Source organism: Brevibacterium luteolum (assembly GCF_025147615.1).
Classification (GTDB): Bacteria; Actinomycetota; Actinomycetes; order Actinomycetales; family Brevibacteriaceae; genus Brevibacterium; species Brevibacterium luteolum.
Genome location: NZ_JALXPM010000045.1, coordinates 1 through 23,231, shown reverse-complemented (window position 1 = coordinate 23,231; position 23,231 = coordinate 1). Strand labels below are relative to the sequence as shown.

The 23,231-nt window shown below is 66.1% G+C and carries 17 protein-coding genes; 10 read left to right on the top strand and 7 right to left on the bottom strand.

Annotation, left to right across the window (positions count from 1 at the left end):
• Positions 1-16 precede the first annotated feature (16 nt).
• Positions 17-1,579: a bifunctional phosphoribosylaminoimidazolecarboxamide formyltransferase/IMP cyclohydrolase gene (gene purH, locus M3C25_RS10780; protein WP_102163148.1), complete on the bottom strand. Its 1,563-nt coding sequence runs from the start codon at positions 1,577-1,579 to the stop codon at positions 17-19.
• A 14-nt stretch (positions 1,580-1,593) separates the two neighbouring features.
• Positions 1,594-2,220, bottom strand: coding sequence for a phosphoribosylglycinamide formyltransferase (gene purN, locus M3C25_RS10775; protein ID WP_219722648.1), 627 nt, complete (start codon positions 2,218-2,220; stop codon positions 1,594-1,596).
• A gap of 28 nt (positions 2,221-2,248) precedes the next feature.
• On the opposite strand from purN, the gene M3C25_RS10770 reads away from it, so the two are divergent.
• On the top strand, positions 2,249-2,701 hold the full coding sequence (locus M3C25_RS10770; RefSeq protein ID WP_102163150.1) for a hypothetical protein: 453 nt from the start codon (positions 2,249-2,251) through the stop codon (positions 2,699-2,701).
• A gap of 63 nt (positions 2,702-2,764) precedes the next feature.
• Here the strand turns inward: M3C25_RS10770 and M3C25_RS10765 are convergent, their stop codons facing one another.
• Complete coding sequence (locus tag M3C25_RS10765; protein WP_102163151.1) at positions 2,765-3,976, bottom strand: cell division protein PerM; 1,212 nt, start codon at positions 3,974-3,976, stop codon at positions 2,765-2,767.
• Between the two features lie 161 nt (positions 3,977-4,137).
• Between M3C25_RS10765 and M3C25_RS10760 the strand changes: the two genes are divergently transcribed.
• From M3C25_RS10760 to M3C25_RS10720, 9 genes are all read left to right on the top strand, one after another.
• On the top strand, positions 4,138-5,442 hold the full coding sequence (locus M3C25_RS10760) for a zinc ribbon domain-containing protein (RefSeq protein ID WP_146004418.1): 1,305 nt from the start codon (positions 4,138-4,140) through the stop codon (positions 5,440-5,442).
• A 59-nt stretch (positions 5,443-5,501) separates the two neighbouring features.
• The gene (locus M3C25_RS10755; protein WP_170275021.1) at positions 5,502-6,509 is read left to right on the top strand and encodes an ABC transporter ATP-binding protein; all 1,008 of its coding nucleotides are present in this window, start codon (positions 5,502-5,504) and stop codon (positions 6,507-6,509) included.
• Positions 6,506-7,345 carry an ABC transporter permease gene (locus M3C25_RS10750; RefSeq protein ID WP_259856573.1) on the top strand — a complete coding sequence of 280 codons (840 nt, stop codon included), beginning with the start codon at positions 6,506-6,508 and terminating at the stop codon, positions 7,343-7,345. Before M3C25_RS10755 ends, M3C25_RS10750 begins: the two co-directional genes overlap by 4 nt.
• Positions 7,342-8,214: an ABC transporter permease gene (locus tag M3C25_RS10745; RefSeq protein ID WP_259856564.1), complete on the top strand. Its 873-nt coding sequence runs from the start codon at positions 7,342-7,344 to the stop codon at positions 8,212-8,214. Before M3C25_RS10750 ends, M3C25_RS10745 begins: the two co-directional genes overlap by 4 nt.
• 198 nt (positions 8,215-8,412) lie before the next feature.
• Complete coding sequence (locus M3C25_RS10740; RefSeq protein WP_259856562.1) at positions 8,413-13,656, top strand: hypothetical protein; 5,244 nt, start codon at positions 8,413-8,415, stop codon at positions 13,654-13,656.
• 239 nt (positions 13,657-13,895) lie between these two features.
• Positions 13,896-15,761 (top strand): ABC transporter ATP-binding protein, encoded by a 1,866-nt coding sequence (locus M3C25_RS10735; RefSeq protein WP_259856560.1) that lies wholly within the window; start codon positions 13,896-13,898, stop codon positions 15,759-15,761.
• On the top strand, positions 15,758-16,123 hold the full coding sequence (locus tag M3C25_RS10730; protein WP_259856558.1) for a hypothetical protein: 366 nt from the start codon (positions 15,758-15,760) through the stop codon (positions 16,121-16,123). The genes M3C25_RS10735 and M3C25_RS10730 overlap by 4 nt, the downstream gene beginning before the upstream one ends.
• Positions 16,012-17,517 (top strand): ABC transporter ATP-binding protein, encoded by a 1,506-nt coding sequence (locus M3C25_RS10725; protein ID WP_259856577.1) that lies wholly within the window; start codon positions 16,012-16,014, stop codon positions 17,515-17,517. The genes M3C25_RS10730 and M3C25_RS10725 overlap by 112 nt, the downstream gene beginning before the upstream one ends.
• 29 nt (positions 17,518-17,546) lie before the next feature.
• On the top strand, positions 17,547-18,155 hold the full coding sequence (locus M3C25_RS10720) for a TetR/AcrR family transcriptional regulator (RefSeq protein ID WP_259856557.1): 609 nt from the start codon (positions 17,547-17,549) through the stop codon (positions 18,153-18,155).
• 7 nt (positions 18,156-18,162) lie between these two features.
• Here the strand turns inward: M3C25_RS10720 and M3C25_RS10715 are convergent, their stop codons facing one another.
• From M3C25_RS10715 to M3C25_RS10700, 4 genes are read right to left on the bottom strand one after another with little or no spacing between them, the layout of a single operon-like run.
• Positions 18,163-19,557 carry an amidase gene (locus M3C25_RS10715; RefSeq protein ID WP_259856555.1) on the bottom strand — a complete coding sequence of 465 codons (1,395 nt, stop codon included), beginning with the start codon at positions 19,555-19,557 and terminating at the stop codon, positions 18,163-18,165.
• A gap of 17 nt (positions 19,558-19,574) precedes the next feature.
• Complete coding sequence (locus M3C25_RS10710) at positions 19,575-21,386, bottom strand: dipeptide ABC transporter ATP-binding protein (protein ID WP_259856553.1); 1,812 nt, start codon at positions 21,384-21,386, stop codon at positions 19,575-19,577.
• A gap of 1 nt (position 21,387) precedes the next feature.
• Positions 21,388-22,236: an ABC transporter permease gene (locus tag M3C25_RS10705; protein ID WP_259856551.1), complete on the bottom strand. Its 849-nt coding sequence runs from the start codon at positions 22,234-22,236 to the stop codon at positions 21,388-21,390.
• Entirely contained in the window at positions 22,233-23,180 is a 948-nt protein-coding gene (locus M3C25_RS10700; RefSeq protein ID WP_102163159.1) for an ABC transporter permease, read from the bottom strand. Before M3C25_RS10700 ends, M3C25_RS10705 begins: the two co-directional genes overlap by 4 nt.
• Between the last annotated feature and the right edge of the window lie 51 nt (positions 23,181-23,231).

Sequence of the window (23,231 nt, the reverse complement as noted above, 5' to 3'; positions counted from 1 at the left end):
GGCGGCGTGACGGGGTTCAGTGGAAGAAATGGCGGGTTCCCGTGAAGTACATCGTCACTCCGGCCTGCTCGGCGGCTGCGATGACCTCCTCATCGCGGATCGACCCGCCCGGCTGCACGATCGCGGTGACACCGGCGCGGGTCAGCACTTCGAGACCGTCGGCGAACGGGAAGAACGCGTCCGAGGCGGCCACCGATCCCGCGACTCGGTCGCCTGCGCGCTGGACGGCCAGCTGCGCGGAGTCGACCCGGTTGACCTGGCCCATGCCGACTCCGACGGAGGCCCCGTCGGCGGCGAGCAGGACCGCATTGGACTTCACCGCCCGGCAGGCCCGCCACGCGAAGGCGAGATCGCGCAGCGTCGCCTCGTCGACGGCCCGTCCGGCGGCCAGGGTCCAGTTTGACGGGTCGTCGCCGTCGGCCTGGAAGCTGTCGCGGTCCTGGATGAGCACCCCGCCGGAGATCTGGCGGAACTCCTGGGCATCGGGCTGCCAGCCACCGAGTTCAAGCAGGCGCAGGTTCTTCTTCGTCCTGAGGATCTCCAGCGCCTCGGGGGCGAACGAGGGGGCTGCGAGCACCTCGGTGAAGATCGGCTTGACGGATTCGGCCATCGCGACGGTGACCTCGCGGTTGGCGGCGATCACCCCGCCGTAGGCCGAGACCGGATCGCAGGCGTGGGCCTTGCGGTGGGCTTCGGCGATATCAGCCGCAGTGGCGATGCCGCACGGGTTGGCGTGCTTGATGATCGCCACCGCAGGCGCGTCGAAGTCGTAGGCGGCCCGGATCGCGGCGTCGGTGTCCTGGTAGTTGTTATACGACATCTCCTTGCCGCCGAGCTGCTGGGCTCCTGCGATGCCGCCGCCTGCCGCGGTCTGGTAGACGGCAGCGGCCTGGTGCGGGTTCTCGCCGTAGCGCAGCCCGTGCTTCTTGACCGCGGTGATGCCGAAGAAGTCGCCGGGCTCGTCGCCGTCGGCGAGCTGTCCGGCCAGCCAGCCGGCGACTGCGGCGTCGTAGGAGGCGGTGTGGGCGAAGGCCTCGGCTGCGAGCCGGCGCCGGGAGGCCAGGTCGAAGCCGCCGGTCTGCGCAGCGGTGACGACGTCGCCGTACCGGGCGGGATCGGTGACGATCGCGACACTCGGGTGGTTCTTCGCCGCTGCGCGGACCATCGCCGGGCCGCCGATGTCGATCTGCTCCACGCAGGCGTCGAAGTCCGCGCCCGAGGCGACGGTGTCGGTGAATGGGTAGAGGTTGACGACGACGAGGTCGAAGGCGTCGATGCCGAGCTCAGCCAGCTGTGCGCGATGGTCGTCCTTGCGGGAGTCGGCGAGGATGCCGGCGTGCACCTTCGGGTGGAGGGTCTTGACGCGGCCTTCGAGGCATTCGGGGAAGCCGGTGACGTCCTCGACGGGGGTGACGTCGACGCCTGCCTCAGCGATCTGCTTGGCCGTCGAGCCCGTCGAGACGATCGCTACACCTGCGGCGGCGAGCCCGCGCGCCAGGTCGGTCAGGCCGGTCTTGTCATAGACGCTGATGAGGGCGCGGCGGATCGGACGTTGGGCTTCCACAGGGGTCTCCTCCATACGGGTGTGCGGGTTCAGTCGATGCTATCGCGGGCGTCGAAGCCGGTGACATGCCGCCCGTCGATGTGCAGCCGGCCATCAGCCAGGTGGGTGAGCAGCTTCACGAGCAGGCGGCGCTCGACCTGCCGGATGCGCTCATGCAGGGTGTCCTCGGTGTCATCGGGTTCGATCAGCACCGGCTGCTGGACGATGATCGGGCCGGTGTCGACGCCCTCGTCGACGAGGTGGACGGTCGAGCCGGTGACCTTGACGCCGTAGGCGAGCGCATCGCGGACCCCGTGCGCGCCGGGGAAGGACGGCAGCAGGGCCGGGTGGGTGTTGATGATGCGCTGTGGGAACCGGGAGATGAAGTCGGGCCCGAGGATGCGCATGAAGCCTGCCGAGACGACCCAGTCGGGCTCATAACCGGCCACCGTCTCGGCGAGTGACTGGTTCCATTCGTCGCGGGAGGCGAAATCACGCGGGGCGACGACGAAGGCGTCGAGACCGGCACCTCGGGCACGGTCGAGGACCGGGGCATCGGGCCGATCCGAGCCGACTGCAGCCAACGTGACATCGGCGACGGGTGCGGTGGTGGTGAAGGCGTCGATGACAGCCTGGGTCAGGGACCCGGATCCGGAGGCGAGGGTTACGAGGCGCACGGCTGTCATTGTATGTCAGACTGTTGCGGTGAGTCCGATCGAGCACAAGCCCAGCCAGAACGACCAGCGACCCTCTGCCGAGAAGCCCAGCGGTGATGAGGCGCTGGTGATGAAGCGCAACCGTGAGGGCATGATCTTCACGCTGCTGCTCGGTGCTGCGTTGCTGGCCTCGCTGTATCCGCTGCCGGCGAAACTGTTCTCCGGTGTCTTCGCGATCGCCGCCCTCGTGTGGGCGGTGCGCTACTTCATCGCCGGGGTGCGTTCGAAGCAGGCCGGCGGCTGGGTCATCATGGGTGTGCTCGGTGCGCTGGCGGCCGGCTGGATGATCCTGCAGGCGATCGGCATGGCGGTGCTGTACCCGCAGCAGAAGGCCTACGAGGACTGCGTTGCCTCCGCGCTGACAGAGCAGGCCGCCGTCGAATGCCAGACTGAGCACCGCTCACAGCTGACGAAGATGCTCGAGGAACTCGGCGCCGGCTGACCTGCCGCCGCTTCCTCCCCTGTCTGTTCCCCCTATCGGCGGGTCAGTCCTGCGGTTGCGGTCTCAGTCCTGCGGCTGTGCCCGGCGGGCGGCGAGAATGAGTCCGTAGCCAGCCCACAGGCCGGCGATAACGAGCCCGCCGGTGATGAGCGGGAACAGCAGCGCCGGCACTCCGAAGACCTCCAGGCCGCCGGGTCCCAGCCCGCCGGTGGAGAACAGTCCCCACATCCACATGAGCACGAGCAGCTGGGCTGAGGCGACGGTCATGACCGGCAGGTCGACGTGCTGCCAGCTGCGGCGCAGCGTCACGAGCAGCACCCCGACGATGAAGAGCAGTGCCGGTGCCGCGGCCAGGAAGGCTGGCGGGTTCTCCGGGATGATCGCCAGCAGCGGCACAGCCGGGCGCGGGCCGCCGGCTGCGGAGAAGGCCGAGGCGGTCTCGGCTGCCGACAGGTGCACGCCCGCACCGCTGAGCCAAGCAAGTGCGACGGCGAGGATCCCCGGCAGGTAGAGCAGCTGCACCACTGACAGGCCGATCGCGGCCACGAGCGGGGCACTGTAGAGGTCGACGACGGCGCTGACCTTCTCGAACTCGATGGCGAGCCCGGCAGCGACGGCGAGTGCGGCGAGCCCGGCCAGCCACCAGCCGGCGCGCACGCACACCCGGTGGGCATCTTCCAGTGCTCCGGTCCACTGTTCACCGAGTCTGGCTGACAGACGTGAGTCCGCTGCAGCCGCCTGCGGGTACAGGCCGGCACCGAACACAATCGCGGTGCCGACGAGGAGGCCGACACGGGTGAAGCCGATGAGGCTCGGGGTCGCCGCCCCGAGGGCGAAGCCGAACCCGACGGTGATGAGCACAAACGCCCCGGCGATCGACAGATAGGCGCTCGTGCGCGGGGCCCGGTGGGCGGTGAGCTGGCCGGCGCGCTGCAGACGCGCATTGGCGTCGAGCGCGGTGGCGGTGCGGGAGGCCGCATTGCGCAACAGCAGCCACACAATGAGGCACAGCAGACTGGGTGGGAAGCTCATAAGCGCCTCACCGGGTCTGACGCTCAGACCGGTGGCTGCGGCCAGGCCGGTGAACGCCCAGCCGGGGATCGCCGCGAGCGGGCGCTGTTCGGCGATGCCGATGAACCAGGCGATCGCGGCGAGCACGAACGCGATCGTGACGAGCACGAGGAGGATCCGCACGGTTTCGAGCGCGCCGATGACCGCTGGGTGGCGCCCGAGATGCCGGGACCCGCGGCCGCTGCTGTCAGGTGGGGAACTCACTCCCCCTATGGTGCCCGACGTGACCACCGGGCACGGAATACCGACACACCGGGTGTTGCGACTAAAGTAGTAGCGTGAGCCACTCTCGCGGTGACCGTCGGCGCTGAGCGCCGGGCGCGTCATCGCCGTCCACCAGCGCTGAAGACAAGGTTGCAAAGCTTATGAACTCCGGCCCTACTCCCCCGCCGATGCCCCCACAGCCGCCGCACGGACCCGGCGGCTCGTCTGGCGCTTCCGGCCCCTACTCAGGTGGACCGCAGGGACCCTACTCAGGTGGACCCCAGGACTCAGGCCCGACCTACAGTGCCGCACCGATCGGCTCGAACCCCGCTGGTGGGGCGAGCGCCGCCTCGGGCCCGGCAGGCGGCAGCGTCCCGCAGCCGGCCCCCGCCCCCGGCTACGCACCCGGACCGGGTGGCCCGGACCAGACGCGCGGCAGGCAGCAGAAGAAGAAGTCGAAGCTGCCGCTGTTCCTGTCTCTGGGCGCCGTTGCGCTTGTGCTCATCCTCGTGCTCGTCGGCTTCTTCGTCGTGCGCAGCGTCAACAACAACAAGTACGGACCCGACACTGTCGCCGAGGAGTACCTCGCCGCCCTGGAGTCCGGCAACATGGACAAGGCCAACGAGATCACCAAGGCGACCGCCCCGGACGGTGCCAGCGAGAAGCTGCTCGTCCAGCCGATCGTCGACGGCTCCCAGGACAAGATCACCGACACGAAGGTCGTCGAGACGACCCGCAACGGCGATTCGGCGAAGATCCACACCCAGTACTCGCTCGGCGGGCAGCCCTACGACCTCGTCCTCACGGCGACGAAGGACGGCCGGCAGGGCATGTTCTTCGACAAGTGGAAGCTCGAACCGCCGGTGCTGCCGACGATCGCTCTTGAAATCCCGCCGATCGGCGGTTCGACGATCAACGGCCAGGAATTCACCCCTGAGGCCGGCCGGGTCGAGTACGCCGTGTGGCCGGGCCGCTACGACATCACGACCCCGGAGAGCAAGTACATCACCTCCGCTGAGGGCAACGCGACCGTCGGCTTCGCCGATGAGGAGGCCCCGCAGGCGGCGACCGTCAAGCTCTCCGTCGAGGCCACCGATGCCTTCGACACCGACGTCAAGAAGCTCGTCGAGGACAAGGTCAAGGAGTGTGCCAAAGAGAAGAAGACCTCCGTCGACGGCTGCCCGATGGTCAACATCAGCTGGAATGACGACAAGGGCAAGGAAGCCGCCGACAAGGTCAACGAGAAGACCATCGAGCGCACGATCGACAAGATGCCCTCGATCCGCACGATGCTCAGCCCTGATGGTTCCGGCGGTTCCTTCTACACCGAGTCCGACAAGGTCGGGAAGATGACGATGAAGGCCAAGTCGAAGGACGGCAAGTACCGCTGGGACGGCACCGTCGACTTCGAGACCAACGGCTCGGTCAAGATGGACGGCGATAAGCTCAGCGTCGACTTCTACTGAGCTGACTCCCTTCAACAGCTGACCTGACCTGCGTCTTCGCCGGTCAGGTCAGCCTTTTCATGCCCCCGGTGGCCGGCGCCGAGGCGGTGGTACAGTCGTGGACTGTGAGTGCAGACACGTACCCGGCCGGTCAGGCGAGCGATGAAGCGCCGGTCATCTCCGCCTCGGGCCTGGCGAAGTCCTATGGCGACTTCGCCGCCGTCGACGGCATCGACTTCGCCGTCACGCCCGGTGAGAGCTTCGGGCTGCTCGGCCCGAATGGGGCTGGGAAGTCGACGACGATGCGGATGATCGGCGCGACCCTGCCGCGCACCGGCGGGCAGCTGAGCGTCCTCGGCCTCGACCCCAACGTCGACGGCCCGCAGATCCGCGCCCGGCTCGGTGTCGTCCCGCAGCAGGACAACCTCGATGAGGAGCTCTCGGTCTTCGACAACCTCGTCTTCTACGCCCGCTACTTCGGGTTCTCCCGCGCCTATGCCAAGGCGAAGGCCGATGAGCTGCTCGACTTCGCCAATCTGCGTGAGAAGCGCAGCGCCCGTGTCGATGAGCTCTCCGGCGGCATGAAGCGCCGGCTGACGATCGCCCGGTCGCTGGTCAACGATCCCAGCCTGCTCATGCTCGACGAGCCGACGACCGGCCTCGACCCGCAGGCCCGGCACATCCTGTGGGACCGGCTCTACCGGCTCAAACAGCAGGGGGTCACGCTCGTGCTCACGACCCATTACATGGATGAGGCCGAGCAGCTGTGCGACCGGCTCATCGTCGTCGACCACGGCCGGGTCATGGCCGAGGGCGCACCGAGTGAGCTCATCCGGCAGTATTCGACCCGCGAGGTCCTCGAGCTGCGTTTCGGCATCGACCGCAACGAGGAGCAGGCCCCAGCGCTCGAACGGTACTGCGAGCGCATCGAGGTGCTGCCCGACCGGCTGCTGCTCTACAGCGGCGACGGCGACAGTGCACTGGCCGCGATCCGGGAGGCCGGCTTCACCCCGCTGACCGCGCTCGTTCGCCGCTCGAGCCTCGAAGACGTGTTCCTCAGGCTCACCGGACGGAGCCTCATCGAATGAGCACCGACATCGAAGCACCCGGCACGCATGCCGACCAGCACCGTGCGGTGCGCCGGGCCGGTCCGTGGCTGGTGGCCGAGAAACAGCTGCTGTTCTCCCTGCGGTTCATCAAGACGACCCTGGCCGTCACCGTGCTCACCCCGGTGTTCTACATCTTCTCTCTCGGCCTGGGTCTGGGCACCGTCGTCGACTCCGCCCAGCCTGAGGGTGTCGGCGGTGTGCCGTATCTGCTGTTCGTCGCACCGGCGATGCTTGCGACAGCGGCGATGATGTTCGCCGTTGAGGAATCCACCTATCCGGTCATGGCCGGGTTCCGGTGGAACCGGGGCTACTGGGCGGCAGCGGCCACCACGCTGACCCCAGCGCAGATCGCGCTCGGTGCAGCGCTGGCAACGATCATCCGGGTCGCTGCGATCACGACGATCTACTTCCTCATCATCACCCTCGTCTTCAACGCCGTGCCGAACCCGGCCACCGGCTGGCTCATGATCCCGCTGGCCGCCCTCGGCGGGACTGCGCTCGGCTTCCCGGTCATGGCCTTCACCGCCACTCTCAAGCGCGACTCTGGGCAGTTCGCGCTCATCCAGCGTGTCGTCGTCATGCCGCTCATGCTGTTCTCCGGCACGTTCTTCCCGCTGGCGAACCTGCCGCTGTCCGTGCAGTGGATCGGCTGGCTGTCCCCGCTGTGGCACACCACCGAACTCGGCCGGCTGCTGGCCTACCACCAGCCGATGACCGGGCTCATGATCGCCGTGCACCTCGCCTGCATCATCATCCCGAGTGCTGCCGGCCTGCTCATCGCGATGCGCCTGTTCGCCCGGAGGCTGACCTCATGACGCAGCACAGTCCGCACACGCACACCCCGCCAGCCGGCCACGGAACCCCAGGCAGCACTGCCGGTTCTCTGGCCGCCCCGTGCCCAGGCCGGGTGCGGGCCTTCTACGCCGGCAACGCCCGGGCCGTTGTCGCCCGCGGCATGCAGGTCTTCCGGCACAACAACTTCATCCTCGTCGCATCCGGCGTCCTCGAGCCGATCCTCTACCTGCTGGCGATGGGCCTCGGGCTCGGCTCGCTCATCGGCAGCGTCGAATACGGTGGCCAGACGATCTCCTATGCCGCCTACATCGCCCCGGCTCTGCTGGCGGCCTCGGCGATGAACGGCGCGGTGATGGACTCGACGGTCAACGTGTTCTTCCGGCTCAAACATGGCCGCCTCTACGAAGCAATGCTCACCACCTCGCTCGGGCCCCTCGACGTGGCCCTCGGCGAGATCATCATGGCCGTCTTCCGCGGGCTCCTCTACGCCTGCGGATTCGTCGCCGTCATGTTCTTCCTCGGCCTGCTCGACTCCCCCTTCTCACTGGCCGCCCTCGGCGTCGCGATGCTCATGGCCTTCGCGTTCGCCGCAATCGGCATGGGGATCACAAGCTTCTTCTCCGGCTGGTATCAGCTCGACTGGATCTTCGTCATCCTCCAGCCGCTGTTCCTGTTCTCCGCGACCTTCTATCCGATCGAGGTCTACCCGACCGCCGTCCAATGGGTCGTCCAGGCGCTGCCGCTGTGGCACGGTGTTGAGCTCATGCGCCTGACGATCCTCGGCGCTGCGACCAGCCCGGCGTGGATCCACATCGTCTACTTCGCCGGCATGATCATCATCGGCCTGGCCCTGACCTCGACCCGACTGCAGAAGCTGTTCCTGCGCTGACCAGCCGCGCCCCCGGCTCCCACCGTTCCCGCGGCTGCGGATTCCTCGAGTGTGAATTCGAACTGTGCTAACAAAACCACAGTCACTGCACTCGCCAATGAGGTGCGAGATTTCCAGATTCTAGGTCCGGCGCTCAAATGGTAGCTGCCACGCAGCTATGCTCAGGCCCCGTTACACATAGAATGTAGGGTGTAGTGCATGGCAACGGCCAGGGAGATGCTCGAAACAACGCTCAGTGACACTGAGTTCGGTGCTTTAACCGTGCTCGCCGTCAGCACCGTCCCCCTTTCCGGTCGCGGAGTAGCCACCGCGTTGGGGGTTTCGCCGACGACGGCCAACGACGCGTTATCTGTACTGGGCAAAGCAGGGTTCGCGACCTCTCGGAAGTCAGGACGGGAAACCCTGTGGCGAGTCGATGTCGAGAACCCTTCCATCGGTGCGTGGTTAGCGGAACTCGCGCCCGAACACCAAACAACATCGGCGGGATCGAGCCCGTACTCGACGGGCGGAGGCGGCGTGAGGCTAGAGCACTCCTACGCCGCGTACCTCATTGCTTACTTCCTTGCGGGTGACTCGCTTCAAGAACTAGGGGATGCGATAACTGTTGACTCGATTAGACTCCAGGCAAGCGATCTAAGCGATGTTGACGACATACTTCTCGAAGGGCATAGCGCTCACGGACAACGGCATCGAGCCTCTATCGCTGTGCGGAGAAACCCGCTCCTGACCTCTAGTGACAATGTTTCCGTGCCACTAATTCGAGATTTCCTTGCAATCGTGACAGAGCAGTGGGTTGAGGTCAATTCAGGACGTTGGCAACTTGTCCTTGCAGTGTCGACGAACTCAAACGCGGTAACCCAAGTCGCAGAATTGGCGGAACTTGCCCGTGCGCTTCCGACATCGCATGACTTGGTGACTCGTTTGAGGCAATCGGGAAGAACCAATACTGCCATTCGTGACAGATACGATCACTTGAAAAACTTGGTCAAAAAAGCAGCGGAAAAGCTGCCCTCGACCGAGGTGCTATCCACGGACGAGCTGTTGTGGCGACTGCTCTCAAGTCTCATCACACGCAACCTTCGGCTCGAGCGAACAGATCGTGCCGACCGAACCGCAGCGGTCAATGTGCTGCAGAAAGTACACGTTAACGGTACACCGGCTGAAGCGGATGCGCTGTTCTCCCGTCTTGAGGAGCTCGTAGGCGAATGGGCACCACAGGGAGGCGTGCTCAACCAGTCGCTGATTCGGCAAAGGCTGAGTAACTTCCCGCTAGAAAGATCTGCCTCGTTCGCAGTCGCTTGGGATCTGTTGGATCGACTACGCGTCCGACTTCGTGAGTCTGTTCGCCCAGCGCTTCAGTCGGGCCGGCAGGCACTCGAACTGGAGCGTCTAGACGAAAAAACACGGCTTTCCGACGTCATGCAGTCCACGGGTAAGTCCGCTGGCGCCCTTGTGGTGACCGGCGATCCAGACGTTGGGAAGTCGGCCTTGGCCTTGCGCGTAGCAGAGGCACTCGAAAAGGAGGGCGCAGCGATCGTCAGCCTCAGCCTGCGCGATCTCCCGCTCACTCCGACCGAACTTGAAGCCCAGTTAGATGGCCACTCGCTCGATGAAATACTGGGAGCCGGAGCTGTGCGACCTGTCCGCCTCATCCTCGTAGATGGAGCCGAATCAGTCCTAGAAGGCAAGAGCCAAATATTCCGCGAACTTGTCACCGCTGGCCTGCGAGCCGGTTTTGGCGTGGTCTGTGTCACCCGGACCGACGGCTCACGCCAAGTTAAAGAAGAACTATCTCGGGCTCTAGACCTGGCGGAGTCGAGCTATAAACCAATCGAACACACAGTTGAACCGCTTACCAAAGACGAGCGTCAAGATCTTCTGAATGCGTTTACAGTCCTGACGCGAGTCGGCGCCGATACGCGTGCCAGCTCGGTGCTTGGGAGGCCCGGGTTAGTCGATGCGCTCCTGCGTTCCGGCTCCAATCTCGACCCAGGCGACTTATTGTGTGAAGCCGACGTGTTTTCCGCTGTATGGCGAAGCCTTATTCGCCGCGATGAAATCCATCCTCCGGGTGCGGCATCCCCAGACGATCGCGATTACGCAGCGCAGATCGTTGCTAAGCGAACCCTCGGTATCTCGGTGAGCCCACTGCCAGGTACGGCGTCCGCTGAGTTGCGTTCCGACGGAGTCCTCCGGGTACCGGTCAATCCCGCCATCACTCCCGGAGATGAGTTTGCTACTGACTTGTTCCGCGATTTCGCTCTGTGCAGGCTCTTTGTAACGCAAGGGTGGGGCGCTCTCAGTTCTACTGGCGCCCCCCGCTGGGCTATCCGCGCCGCTCGTCTCGCGTGCCAAGCCGCCTTGGTCGGTACGAACCGGCGAGCGTCCTGGGCAAAGCTCTCCGACTGCTTTAGTGAGATTGCTAGCACCCAAGGCGACCGATGGGTGGAAGTCCCCTACGAAGCCCTGCTCACTCTCGGGGATGCAGAGTCGGCGATCCGCGACCTGTGGGCTACTCTGAACGACAACGGTTCAGCTGGTCTCTGCGTACTGCTTCGCCTGGCCGAATCACGATACGTACGCGAGACGATCGGCGACGCATTCGCTCTCGCGCCCTTGGTTAAGGTGGCGTTCTGTGACCGGCCCAGCATCGACCGCCGCCTACAGTTCGGTCACCGGGTTGTCGACGAGGTCATTGGTGATCTGGTATTGGCGTGGTTGCGCGGAATGGCAGCAGCCGCTATGCAGCCCGACCCCGTCCGGCAAGAAGTCCGCGACGTCATCTTAGAAGATGACCCTCCGTTGCACGACGCCTTCGCCATTGAAGCCCTCGCGTGCCTGGGTGCGGACATTGACGATAGGGCAGCGGCATGGCTGCGGCAGGTTGCTGATGAGCACCCCGAAAGCCTCAATGCAGCAGTTGAGTCACCCGCGGTTTTCACAAGCATGTCGAAAGAAAGGCCCGAGCTACTTCTCGGCCTAGCAGAGGCTTACTACATCGAACTGCCCGACCCAGATGACCACTGGTACGGAGGCTTCCCCTACGAGGGCATTCGAGACTTCAAACACGGTCTCGGCGATGCGTTCGGAACACCGGGAGCTGCCTGGTACTACGGCCCCTTTTTCAGATTGCTGCACAGCATGCCCGGCGAAACCATCAGCTTCATCAACCGAATGCTGGATCATGCTGCGAGAACTCGCGTCGAGAAGACCTACGATGCCTTCGACAATCAGCGAAAGGCAGCTGAGCCAGTTGGCGTTGAGCTCGACATTCCCAGAATCGGAACACGTCGCTATATCGGAGACAACCATGTATGGGCATGGTATCGCGGATCGAGTGTTGGCCCGTATCCTTGCATGAGCGCACTTCTTGCGCTTGAGCGATTCATCGACTACATGCTGGAAAGCTTGGATATCCCGGCCCGGCCGATCCTCTATGTCCTCCTTCGCGATTGCAACAACCTAGCCGTGCCTGGACTTCTCGTCGGGTTCCTCACTAGACACCCTAACCACGTCGGTGATCTCCTCGACGCATTCTTCGAGCACCCTGAAGTCTGGCACCTCGAGACGTCCCGCGTGGTGGCCGAACACTTTCTCGTACGCGATCGTGACGCAGACAATCTCTCGGGCAATGACCGTCGATCGACTACCCCGCACCAGACGGTGGCGGAAATGGTTATCAACGCCCAAGCGAACGGCGATGAGAAACGCCTCGCCCATCTTGCCGACATTGGGAATCGCCTCATTGAAAACGCCAAGGCCCGTTCTAGCGGCTCAGCATCCGATGCGGAATACATAGCCATAGTCGAAGGTTGGGCCGCTGGTTTCCACCCCAACAATTATCGCGCCAGCTCGAGTTCAGAAGGCGTTCTTATTGAGTACGAACGGCCCGCTGAGATCGAGCAGGTTCTCGCCCCAGGCAGCAAGGAGCTCCAGAACGTCAATCTGATGTATAGACTCCAGAATCGCTACGGTCTCCATAACGGCAATCCCGAGAACTGGCCACACGAGTACCTCGCGGAGGACCTTGCTGTCGCCAGACATCTGATCGATACGGGAACAGTTCCGAAGAGTTTTTACGGCCCTGAGAACGCTTTGGTAGCTGTCGCGGCTGCGACGGTGCGCTCTCACGCCATGGGCCTGGCCGACCTGGAGCCGGCCGACGTCGAGTGGGCGGCGAACGCCATACTCTGGGCCGGCAATAACCCAAAGATCGACGCGACGGACATCAGCAGCTCGGCGTTTATCATGAGTGCCGATAGAGCCGCAGCTACGTCTGTGCCGCTACTTCTGCTCCCGCCGTTCGATGGCCTAGAACTTGACTTGCAACAAGTCGAGGCCTGCCTCCGCTCCCTAGGTACCAGTCTCTTCGACGAGGTTAGAGCAAACTATGTCAAAGGCACCCTTCCAGTCTGGGCTGCACCGTGTGATTTCGACGCGGATACTGATTCATGTCGTCGACATGCCCCGGCCTGGACCGCAGCTCTAGCGGGCCTGATCGATTGCGGTCTCGGATCATGGAATCTAGACCGGTCGAGCCGAGATCATGAACAACAACTGCCGGCATTCCACGAGTCGCTGCACCTTGTTTCCGACGAGGATCTCCTGGTCAATCGGCTACGCATGCCGCTCGCATGCATGATCGATGCCCGCAACGTTCCTTGCCTTCATGACGATGTCGCCGAGCTCTGGGGTCCATTGTGGGATGCTCACTGCAGGGGCCTCGCTTACCGATGGAGAGAAGGGTTCGACCGCCACGCACACATCACCCATGAACCGATCGCTCGACGTATGATCGAGGTTGTCCTGGATGGCCGCCACGACGTTGTCGGGTCACACATCGAGGCTCTCGCAACAGGCTCGAATGCTCTGCATCTTCTCTTCGACGGGTTTGCGACGGTGTTCACCTATGACGAAGGGCTTCGCGCGAATTTGGTGGATTTCTGGCCCTGGGCACTCAAAATCGCATTGGACGCTATCGGCGATGAGACCGAGCACCTGTCGCGGCAACCTTGGTTCGACTATCTGGTGGCAGCCTTGCTGCCTACCCCGAGCCCGAGATCGGTTGATCTGGACATTGACCGTACACTGGCCGAATGCCGAGTGAACTGGATTCAACCGGCTGCTCTGGGAGAGCTTCCTGATCAATGGCTGCGTATAGCGAGTGGACAGGCCAAGGCGGTTGATGCAGTTGTCAAATTCGCCAAAGGCGCTTCTCGTGAGTGGCAGACGACCGTCGCTCTGGAGTGGATTGAGACGATCATCGACGGGCGGTTCGATCTCTTCGCGAACCGTCTTTGGATTCTTGAAGAATGGCTGGCTGACCTTCGTAGCTCCGGCGCCATCGTTGGCCCTATGAGAAGCCGATACCACCGCATTGTTGACGGGCTCGCCGCCGCAGGAGACCACGGCGCCGTCAGGCTCCAACAACTGGAGGAATAGTGTGTCTTTACAAGGGCGATCCTTCGAATCACTCTTAGCCCTGTACTTCTTCTACCAAATTCTGTTGGCCCTGCGCTGACCACCGGCTCCCACCGTTCCCGAGGCGGTTCTCACCTGCCGCACGCACCGCACCTCCCCGCCGGCCGGGATCCCACAGAAGAGCACACATGCAGCGGCGTTCACTTAACACTGAAGTCCCATAAGTGTTAGGTTAGGCTCACCCTCGAAGAAGGAATGCAATGACTGCTGACCTCGACGCATCCTCCCCCGGTAGCACAGCTGCCGGGGGCATCCCCACCCCTGACACCCCCACCACCGAGACTCCGGCGGAGAAGGACAAGCGCGGCCGCGCCGCGCTCGGCCAGCTGCTCGCGTCGGTGCGCGGCCGGCTCCTCATCGGCCGCATCCTCGGCGCACTGGCCGGCATCGTGGCCGTCGCCCCCTATGTCGCCCTCGTCGAACTCGGCCGCGCAGTGCTGCCGGCGCTCACCGGCGCCCCGATCGACGCCGGCCGTGTCGACACGATCGTCTTCTGGATCCTCGCCAGCGTCAGTCTCCAGACCACGCTGACGTTCCTCGCCCTGCTCATCACCCATTTCGCGGATCTGCGTCTGGGCGTCATCCTGCGTCAGCGGATCATCGAGCGCATCGCCCGCGCCCCGCTGTCCTGGTTCGGTGAGAACACTTCCGGCCAGGTGCGCAAAGCCGTTCAGGATGACACGAAGGCCCTGCACATGCTCGTCGCCCACGCCCCGGTCGAGCAGATGCTCGCAGTCGTGACCCCGCTGGCGCTGGCCGTCTACGCCTTCGTCATCGACTGGCGGCTCGGGCTGCTGACGATCGCCTCGATCCCGATCTACCTCGCCATCCAGGCCCTCACCATGCGCGGGATGGGTGCGAAGACCGCGGAGATGGACACGAAGCTCGGCGACGTGTCCTCGGCGATCGTCGAGTTCTGCGACGGCATCGGCGTCGTCAAGGCCTTCGGCCGCACCGGTGCTGCCCATGAGCGCTACCGCCGCGCCGCCGATGAGTTCGGTCTCTTCTACATGGCCTGGGTCGGCCCGCTCATCCGCATCGCGGCGATCAGCGAAGCGGTCATCAGCGTGCCGGTCCTCATCCTCCTCAACGTCGGCGTCGGCTCACTGCTCGTCAGCGCCGGAACGGTCACCGCCGCCGATCTCATCGCCACCGCGATGATCGCTCTCGTCCTGCCCGCGACCATCCAGACGCTGGGCGCCACCGCATGGAACTACCAGACCGCCGGGGCCGCCGCCCTGCGCCTGTCCGCACTCCTGTCGACCGACGAGCTTGAGACTGTGCGCCCGGCTGCCGCATCTGGCACCCCGGCTGCCGCCACGGCCGCGCCCGAGGCGCCGGGCACCGTCCGCTTCGACGGCGTCTCCTTCTCCTATGGCACAGGGGATGACGCACCGCTGGCCCTCGACGATGTCAGCCCGACCCTGGAACCGGGCACCGTCACCGCGCTCATCGGCCGATCAGGATCGGGCAAGTCGACGCTTGCCCTTATGCTCGCCCGCTTCTACGATCCCGCCGCAGGCACCATCCGAATCGGCGGTGAGGACATCCGCTCGCTGCCGCCTTCCGAGCTGTACCGCAGGGTGTCGTTCGTGCTTCAGGACCCGCAGCTGATCGCCGAGACCATCCGCGAGAATGTCCGCCTCGCCGTCCCCGACGCCGAGGATGCCGCAATCTGGCATGCACTCGAGCAGGCGAAGATCGCTGCCGAGATCCGCGCTCTGCCGAACGGACTCGACACCGTCATCGGCCGTGACACCGAGCTCTCCGGCGGTCAGCAGCAGCGCATCGCCATCGCCCGGGCGCTGCTGGCCGATGCCCCGATCCTCATCCTCGACGAGGCGATGAGCGCCACCGACCCCGATTCCGAGGCCGAGATCCAGCAGACGCTCACCGGACTCGTCGCTGGCCGGACCGTCCTCGTCATCGCCCACCGCCCCGAATCGGTCCTCGGCGCCGACCAGATCATCTGCCTCGACCGCGGCCGCATCGCCGAGCGGCTCACCGGCAGCGCCATCACCGATGACGCCGTCTACACCCTCATGGCCTCCGGAGGTGCCCGTTGACCCCCTTCATCCGCTCTGCCCGCCATCTCATGACCCCTGACGGGCGCCGCCGGCTGACCTGGGCGATGATCAGCGCAGCGCTGGCCGGCCTGTGCGAGGCCGCAGCACTGCTCGTCATGCTGCCGCTCATCACTGCACTGCTCACCGGTGAGGCGTCTGCCGGGCTCAGCTTCACCGCATGGCTGTGGGTGCTCATCGGCATCGCCGCCGCCGGTGCGATCACCGCTACGTGGAGGCCAATATCGGCTACCTGGGCGCGGGCGACCTCATCCGCAACGCCCACCGGCTGCTCGGCGACCAGCTGGCCAGACTGCCGATCGGCTGGTTCTCCCGGCAGCGCTCCGGAGAGCTCTCACGCCTGACGACCAGCGAGTTCATGACCGTCGCCTCGGCTGTCGCCCACACCGTCACGGCTCTCATCCGGCAGGTCGCAGCCGTGCTCACGGTCGCCATCGGCACCTGGCTGTGGGACTGGCGCCTGGGTCTCGTCTTCCTCATCAGCGCACCGGTGGCGGTGCTGCTGCTGTGGGGCGGCACCGCGCTCACCCGTGCCGCCCACCGCGTGCAGGCCCCGTCGACGAACGAGGTCTCCTCCCGCATCGTCGAATACGCTGCCTGCCAGCCGGCGCTGCGTGCAGCCGGTCGGGCGGAGTCCTTCACCCCGCTCACCCGCGCCAGCGCCGTCAACGACCGGGCCAGGTTCATCGAGCTGTGGCTCCAGACCGCCGGGCTGCTGCTGAGCAACATCGCCCTGCAGATCATCGCCGTCGGACTCATCATCACCACCGCCTGGCTGCTGACCGCCGGCCTCCTCAACGCGGTCGCAGCCGTGACCTTCGTCGGCCTCGCCCTGCGCTTCACCCGCAACCTCCAGTCCGCCGCCGAGAGCCTCATGGCCATCTTCCCCGCCCTGCCGCCGATGGAACGGGCTCTGGAGATCATGCAGACCCCCGTGCGGACCGAACCGCAGGAAGCCGCTGAACTCCCGGTGCCCGGCGAGGTCCGCCTCAAAGACGTGAGCTTCCGCTACCGGCCCGATGCCCCGGTGCTGACCGGCATCAGCTTCACGTCCGCACCGGCGACGATGACGGCGATCGTCGGGCCCTCAGGCTCAGGCAAGACGACGATCGCCCGGCTCATCGCCGGCTTCTGGCAGGCCGACAGCGGCACGGTCTCCGTCGGCGGCACCCCGATGGGCGCCCAGACGACCGAGCAGCTCATGGCCCAGCTGGGCATCGTGTTCCAGGACGTCTACCTCTTCGACGACACCCTCGAAGCCAACATCCGCATCGGCCGCCCCCATGCCAGCGAGGCAGAGATCCGCGAGGCCGCCGACCTCTCCGGTGTCACCGAGATCGCCGGCCGGCTGCCCGGCGGCTGGCAGGCCCGGGTCGGCGAGGGCGGGCGAGCGCTCTCCGGCGGCGAGCGCCAGCGCGTCTCGATCGCCCGCGCACTTCTCAAGCGGGCGCCGATCGTGCTCTTCGATGAGGCGACAAGCGCACTCGATGCCGAGAACGAAGCCAATGTGCTCGCTAGCATCGACGCCCTGCGGGAACAGTCGTCGACGATCATCGTCATCGCCCACAAGCTCTCGACGATCGCGCGTGCCGATCAGATCATCGTCGTCTCCAGCACCGGCACCATCGCTGAGTCCGGCACCCACGATGAGCTCTACGCCGCCGATGGCGCCTACCGCCGCTACTGGGACCACCGGCAGCAGGCAGCCGGGTGGCGCCTGACCGGACCGCGCCCGTGACCAGGCGCCCACCGGCTACCCTGGTGCGCATGACGAAGAAGAGAGGCCCGGCCCCGCGGTTCACCATCGGCGATGCGGTTGCCGCCGCCCTCGAACTCGGCATCGACCAGTTCACGATGGCCCAGGTCGCGTCCCGCCTGGCGGTGACACCGCCGGCACTCTACCGGGTGGTCAGCAGCCGCGAAGAGCTGCTGCGGCTGAGCTTCGCCGCGGTCGCCGCCGAGATGCGCCCGCCGGATCCGCAGCATTCGTGGCAGCAGCAGCTGCGCGATTTCGCCGAGGCGCTGTGGGATCTGTGCGAAGCCCACCCGGGCATGCCGCGGGCGGTCATCGGCTCCCCGCAGCTGCATGGTGAGGTGTGGGCTCAGCTCGGCCGGTTCGCCGATGCCGTGCAGGCGGCCGGCTGCCCGCTGCCGCGCGAGACCGTCGTCTTCGCCCTCGACTTCCTCGGCGACACCGTGGCGACCACGCATATGGGTATCGCCCCGATGGGCAGCCGTGAGGGAACCGACAGCGCAGCGTCTGCCGCCGAGGGTTCACCGTTCATGGCCGAGCCCTCGGCGACCGAGCGAGGCTATCTCGATCGCAAGATCGACTTCATCATCACCGGCCTGGAATCCGGCTGGTCGACAGCCTGAACAGGCTTCAGGTGCCCACCGTGCGCGAGGCGGCAGGCACCTGGAGTGCCGATTCGAACCATTCGGAGAGCGTCAGCACTCCGCGGTCGTCGAACCGGCGCCCGGTGACCTGCAGCCCGATCGTCCGGCCGTCAGCCGTGTAGCCGGCCGGGACGGAGGAGGCGGGCTGTTCGGACATGTTGTAGGGCACGGTGAAGGAGATGTGCTGCATCGGCTGGGTGGCGTCGTTGAACGGCATCGGCCAGTCGGCCGGGAATGCCGCCATCGGTGCGACTGGTGAGAGCACGAAGTCATAGCCGGCTGTTGCTTCGACGGTGCGCCGGCGCATCTCCTGGATGGAGTGGTAGCAGCGCAGCAGCTCGGTTGCCGAGATATCGGCACCTGCCCAGCACCACTGGGCGACATAGGGAAGGATCTCACGGCGGTCGGCATCGTCGAGGGCCTTGAAGTCCGCCCAGGAGCGCACCCGCCAGAACCGATCGATATCGACGAGCAGGTCTTGGTCCATGAACGGCTGAATCCGCTCGACCGTCGCCCCGGCGCCTTCGAGGACCGCAGCGGCGGCATCGATGGCGGCGGCCACCTCGGGATCGGTGTTACTGCCGCACCCGGCATCGGTGTGCACCGCGACCGTGAGCCCGGTAACGTCGAAGCCCGGGTCACGGAAGCCAGCGTCGGTGGCCGGCAACTGAGAGTAGTCGCGGTCATCGGGCCGGCCGATGACCTCCATCGCGTCGATGACATCGCTCATCCGGCGTGCCAGGGGGCCTGCGCATCGGCCGAGGTAGGGCGCTGAGAGCGGTACTCGCCCGAAGCTCGGCTTGAGGGTGGCCAGTCCCAGCCAGGTGCCCGGCAGGCGGATCGACCCGCCGATGTCTGACCCGATGTGGATCGGCCCGTATCCGGCAGCGGCAGCCGCCCCGGCACCCGAGGATGACCCGCCGGTGGTGAGCTCAGGGTTGAGCGGTGAGCGGGTGATGCCGTGGCGGGAGGACACTCCCGAGGACAGCATCCCCCAGTCGGGCATGACGGTGGAGGCGAAGAGCACTGCACCGGCCTCGACCAGCCGGTCGGTGATCGGGGCGTTCTCCTCAGCGACAGTCGGTTCGCCGGCATTGTGGCCGCCGGGCATTCCGACGCCGGCCCAGGCGATGTTCTCCTTGACCGTCACCGGCACCCCGTCGAGGTCCGAGATCGGCTCGCCAGCCTGCCAGCGGGCCGCTGATGCCTCGGCGGCCTGCCGCGCTGCGTCGAAGTCGGTGTGCCACAGTGCGTTGATCGTCGGTTCGCAGGCCTCGACGCGCGCTTTCACCGCGTCGAGCACCGCGACGGGGTCGGTGCTGCCGTCTGCGTAGGCGGCGCGCAGTTCGGCAGCGCTGGCGTCGGCGAGGGTGGTGTCCATGGCGGTCCTTCCTTCTCTCAGCCGGCCCGCTCATCAAGGGCGGCGGCGAGCGTGGGTGTGGCGGCGACGAGTGAGGCGGTGTACTCGTGCTGCGGGTGGTCGTAGATCGCGGCGACGTCGCCTGCTTCGACGATCCGGCCGTCCTTCATGACGACGACGTCAGAGCACAGGTGGCGCACGACCCCGAGGTCGTGGGAGACGAACACGAGGGTGAGCTCGTAGTCGTCGACGAGGTCGGTGAGCAGATTGAGCACCTGGGCACGCACCGAGACGTCGAGGGCGGAGACCGGTTCGTCGGCGACGAGGATGCGCGGGCGGCACACGAGCGCACGGGCGATCGAGATGCGCTGGCGCTGCCCGCCGGAGAACTGGTGCGGATAGCGGGTGCGGCTCTCAGCGTCGAGCCCGACGGCTTCGAGCATCTCAATGACCTTCTCCCGCCGACGTGCGGCAGGCACGCCCATGGCCACGAGCGGTTCGGCGACGATGTCAGCGACCTGCATACGCGGATCGAGGCTGGCGAAGGGGTCCTGGAAGACGATCTGCAGCTCCTCGCGCATCGCCCGCAGCTGCGCCTGACTGGCCGAGGCGATCTCGCAGTCCCCGACGCGCACGTACCCGCTGGTCAGCGGTTCGAGTCCGGAGAGGATCTTGAGCAGCGTCGACTTGCCGGACCCGGATTCGCCGACGATCCCGAACCGCTGCCCGGCCCGGATGCTCAGCGACACATCGGTGAGCGCATCGACGGTGTCCGCCCTGCTGAACAGCCCGGACTTCGTGCGCTGATAGGTCTTGTGCAGGCCCTCGATCTCGATGAGCGGGCGCTGCTCCCCCGCAGGTGCCGGGGCTGCTTCGTGTCCCGCCGCCGATACCGGTTCCGAGGCGTTGGTGACCTGCTGTGCGCTGGTGTCACCCGCCTCGGGCGGGGTGAAGCGTGCCTGGCTGAGCCGGGCGGCGTCATAGGCGCGGGCGGTGGCGATGGTGAACAGCCGGCCGTCATCGTCGGTGGCCGTCAGGTCGGAGGCGGCGAGCAGTCCGCGGGTGTAGTCGTGCTGCGGGTCGGTGAAGATCTGCTCGGTGGCACCGGTTTCGACGATCTCGCCGTGGTACATCACCATGACCTTCTCGCAGACACTGGCGACGACGGCCAGATCATGGGTGATGAACAGCAACCCCGTGTCCGAGGTGGTGACGGCATCGAGCACGAGGTCGAGGACCTGGCGCTGGACGGTGACGTCGAGGGCGGTGGTCGGCTCATCGCAGATGAGCAGCTGCGGGTCATTCGCCAGCGCCATCGCGAGCATCACCCGCTGCCGCTGCCCGCCGGAGAGCTGATGCGGGTATGCCCGGGCGGTGGCCGGTGGGTCGGGCAGCTGGACGAGACCGAGGAGGTCGATCGCCCGCTTGGCAGCGCTCGTCTTCGACTGGGTGCGGTGGATGCACATGACCTCAGCGACCTGGGCGCCGACGCGCATGAGCGGGTTGAGTGCGCTCATCGGCTCCTGGAACACCATGCTCATGTTCAGACCACGCAGCCGGGCGATCTGCCGATCGGAGCGCTCCAGCAGGTTGCCCTCGGTGCCGGTCAGCGTGATCGAGCCGGTGGCGGTGAGCTCGTCTGGCAGCAGGCCCATGGCTGCGGAGGCGGTGAGCGATTTGCCGGAGCCGGATTCGCCGATGAGCCCGACCCGCTCACCAGGGGCGATCGAGAATGACGTCGGGTGCACGAGCGTGGTCCGGCTGGTGGCGATCGACAGGTCGGTGACTTCGAGCAGGCTGCGCTTGCTCACCGGTGCCGGCGGAGTGGCGGCGCTGGTGTGGGCGGGCATGTCAGTCACGTCCTTTCAGCTTCGGGTCGAAGCGGTCGCGAAGCCCGTCGCCGAGGAGGTTGAACCCGAGCACAGCGGCGGCGATGAACAGGCCCGGCCACAGGGCGAGCATCGGATGAGAGGACAGGTACTGCTGGGACTCCTGCAGCATCCGACCCCACGAAGGGGTCGGCGACTGGGTGCCCAGACCCAGGAAGGACAGCCCCGCCTCGGCGAGGATGGCAAGTGCGAAGGCGACGGAGGCCTGCACGATGATCATCCCAGCGATATTGGGCAGCACGTGGAAGACAGCGATCGGCAGGATCCGGCGATTGGCTGCCCGGGCGGCCATGATGTACTCGGTGCTCATCACCTGCAGGGTCCCGGATCGGGCGACGCGGGCGAAACCGGGGATCGAGGCGATGCCGAGAGCCACCATCGCAGGTCCGGTGCCGGGACCGAACACGGCGGAGAACACGATCGCCAGCAGCAGCGCGGGGAAGGCGAGCAGCAGGTCGTTGCCGCGCATGATGAGCCCGGACAGCCACCCGTAGGGGGTCATCCCAGCCAGCACGCCCAGCGGCACTCCGATGAGGGCGGCGATGGCGACGGAGACGACGCCGACGAGCAGGGTGATGCGCGCGCCGTACATGATCCAGGTGAAGGTGTCGCGGCCGTACCGGTCGGTGCCGAAGATGTGGTCGGCTGACATGCCCTGCAGCCGGTCGGAGGGCATCGCCTGGGTGGGGTTGTACGGCGTCCACACGAGTGAGATGAGCGCCATGCCGATGACGATGCCGATGAGCGCGATTCCGATGACGAGCGAGGCGTCGGCCTTGTAGCGGCGGCTGGCGACGAGACGGGTGTTCATGCGGCCCTCCTGACGCGCGGGTCGAGGACGGTGTAGAGCAGGTCGACGATGAGGTTGAGCAGCAGGACGAGCACGACGAGGACCATGACGATGCCCTGGACGGTGACAAGGTCGCGGTTGGCCACAGCCCGCACGAGTTCGGAGCCCATGCCGGGGATGACGAAGACCTGTTCGATGACGACGGCGCCGATGAGCATCGTGGCCAGCTGGATGCCGGCGACGGTGACGACGGGGATAGCGGCGTTGCGCAGCCCGTGGCGTACGAGCGCCTGCGGTTTCGTCAGCCCTTTGGCGCGGGCGGTGCGCAGAAAGTCCTCGCGCATCACCTCGAGCACGGCCGAACGGACGTAGCGGGTGAGGATCGCCGCCTGCACGAGCGCCAGCGCCAGCACCGGCAGGGCCAGCCGTGCGAGGAACCGGCCGAAGCCCTCAATCGGGGCGGCCCAGCCGCTGGAGGGGAACCAGCCGAGGCCCAAGGAGAAGATCATGATGAGGATGATGGCGGCGAGGAAGTTCGGCACGGCGATGCCGACCTGGCTGGCCGCAGAGATCGCGGTGCCGAGCGTGCGCTTCTGGAACACCGCGGCCAGCGAACCCAGCGGCACGGCGATGAGCAGGGCGACGGCCATCGAGGCGATGACGATGATGAGGGTGACCTGGATGGAGTCGGCGATGACCGGGGTGATCGGTGCGCGGGTGACATACGAGGTGCCGAAGTCGCCGGTGAGCACACCTGAGATCCAGTCCAGGTACTGGACCGGCAGTGGCCGGTCCAGACCGTACGTGCGCTCGAGCTGGGCTACCGCCTCGGGGGTGGCGTTGGTTCCCAGGGCCACCTGAGCGGCGTTGCCGGGCAGCACCTGCATGAGCAGGAACACGATGACCGAGGCGATCGCAGCGGTGACCACGAACTGCAGCAGCCGGCGGATGAGGTATCCGGCCATGCCACCTCCTTGTGTCCGCAGCGGCCGCGGCGCGGCCGCTGCGGGTCAGAT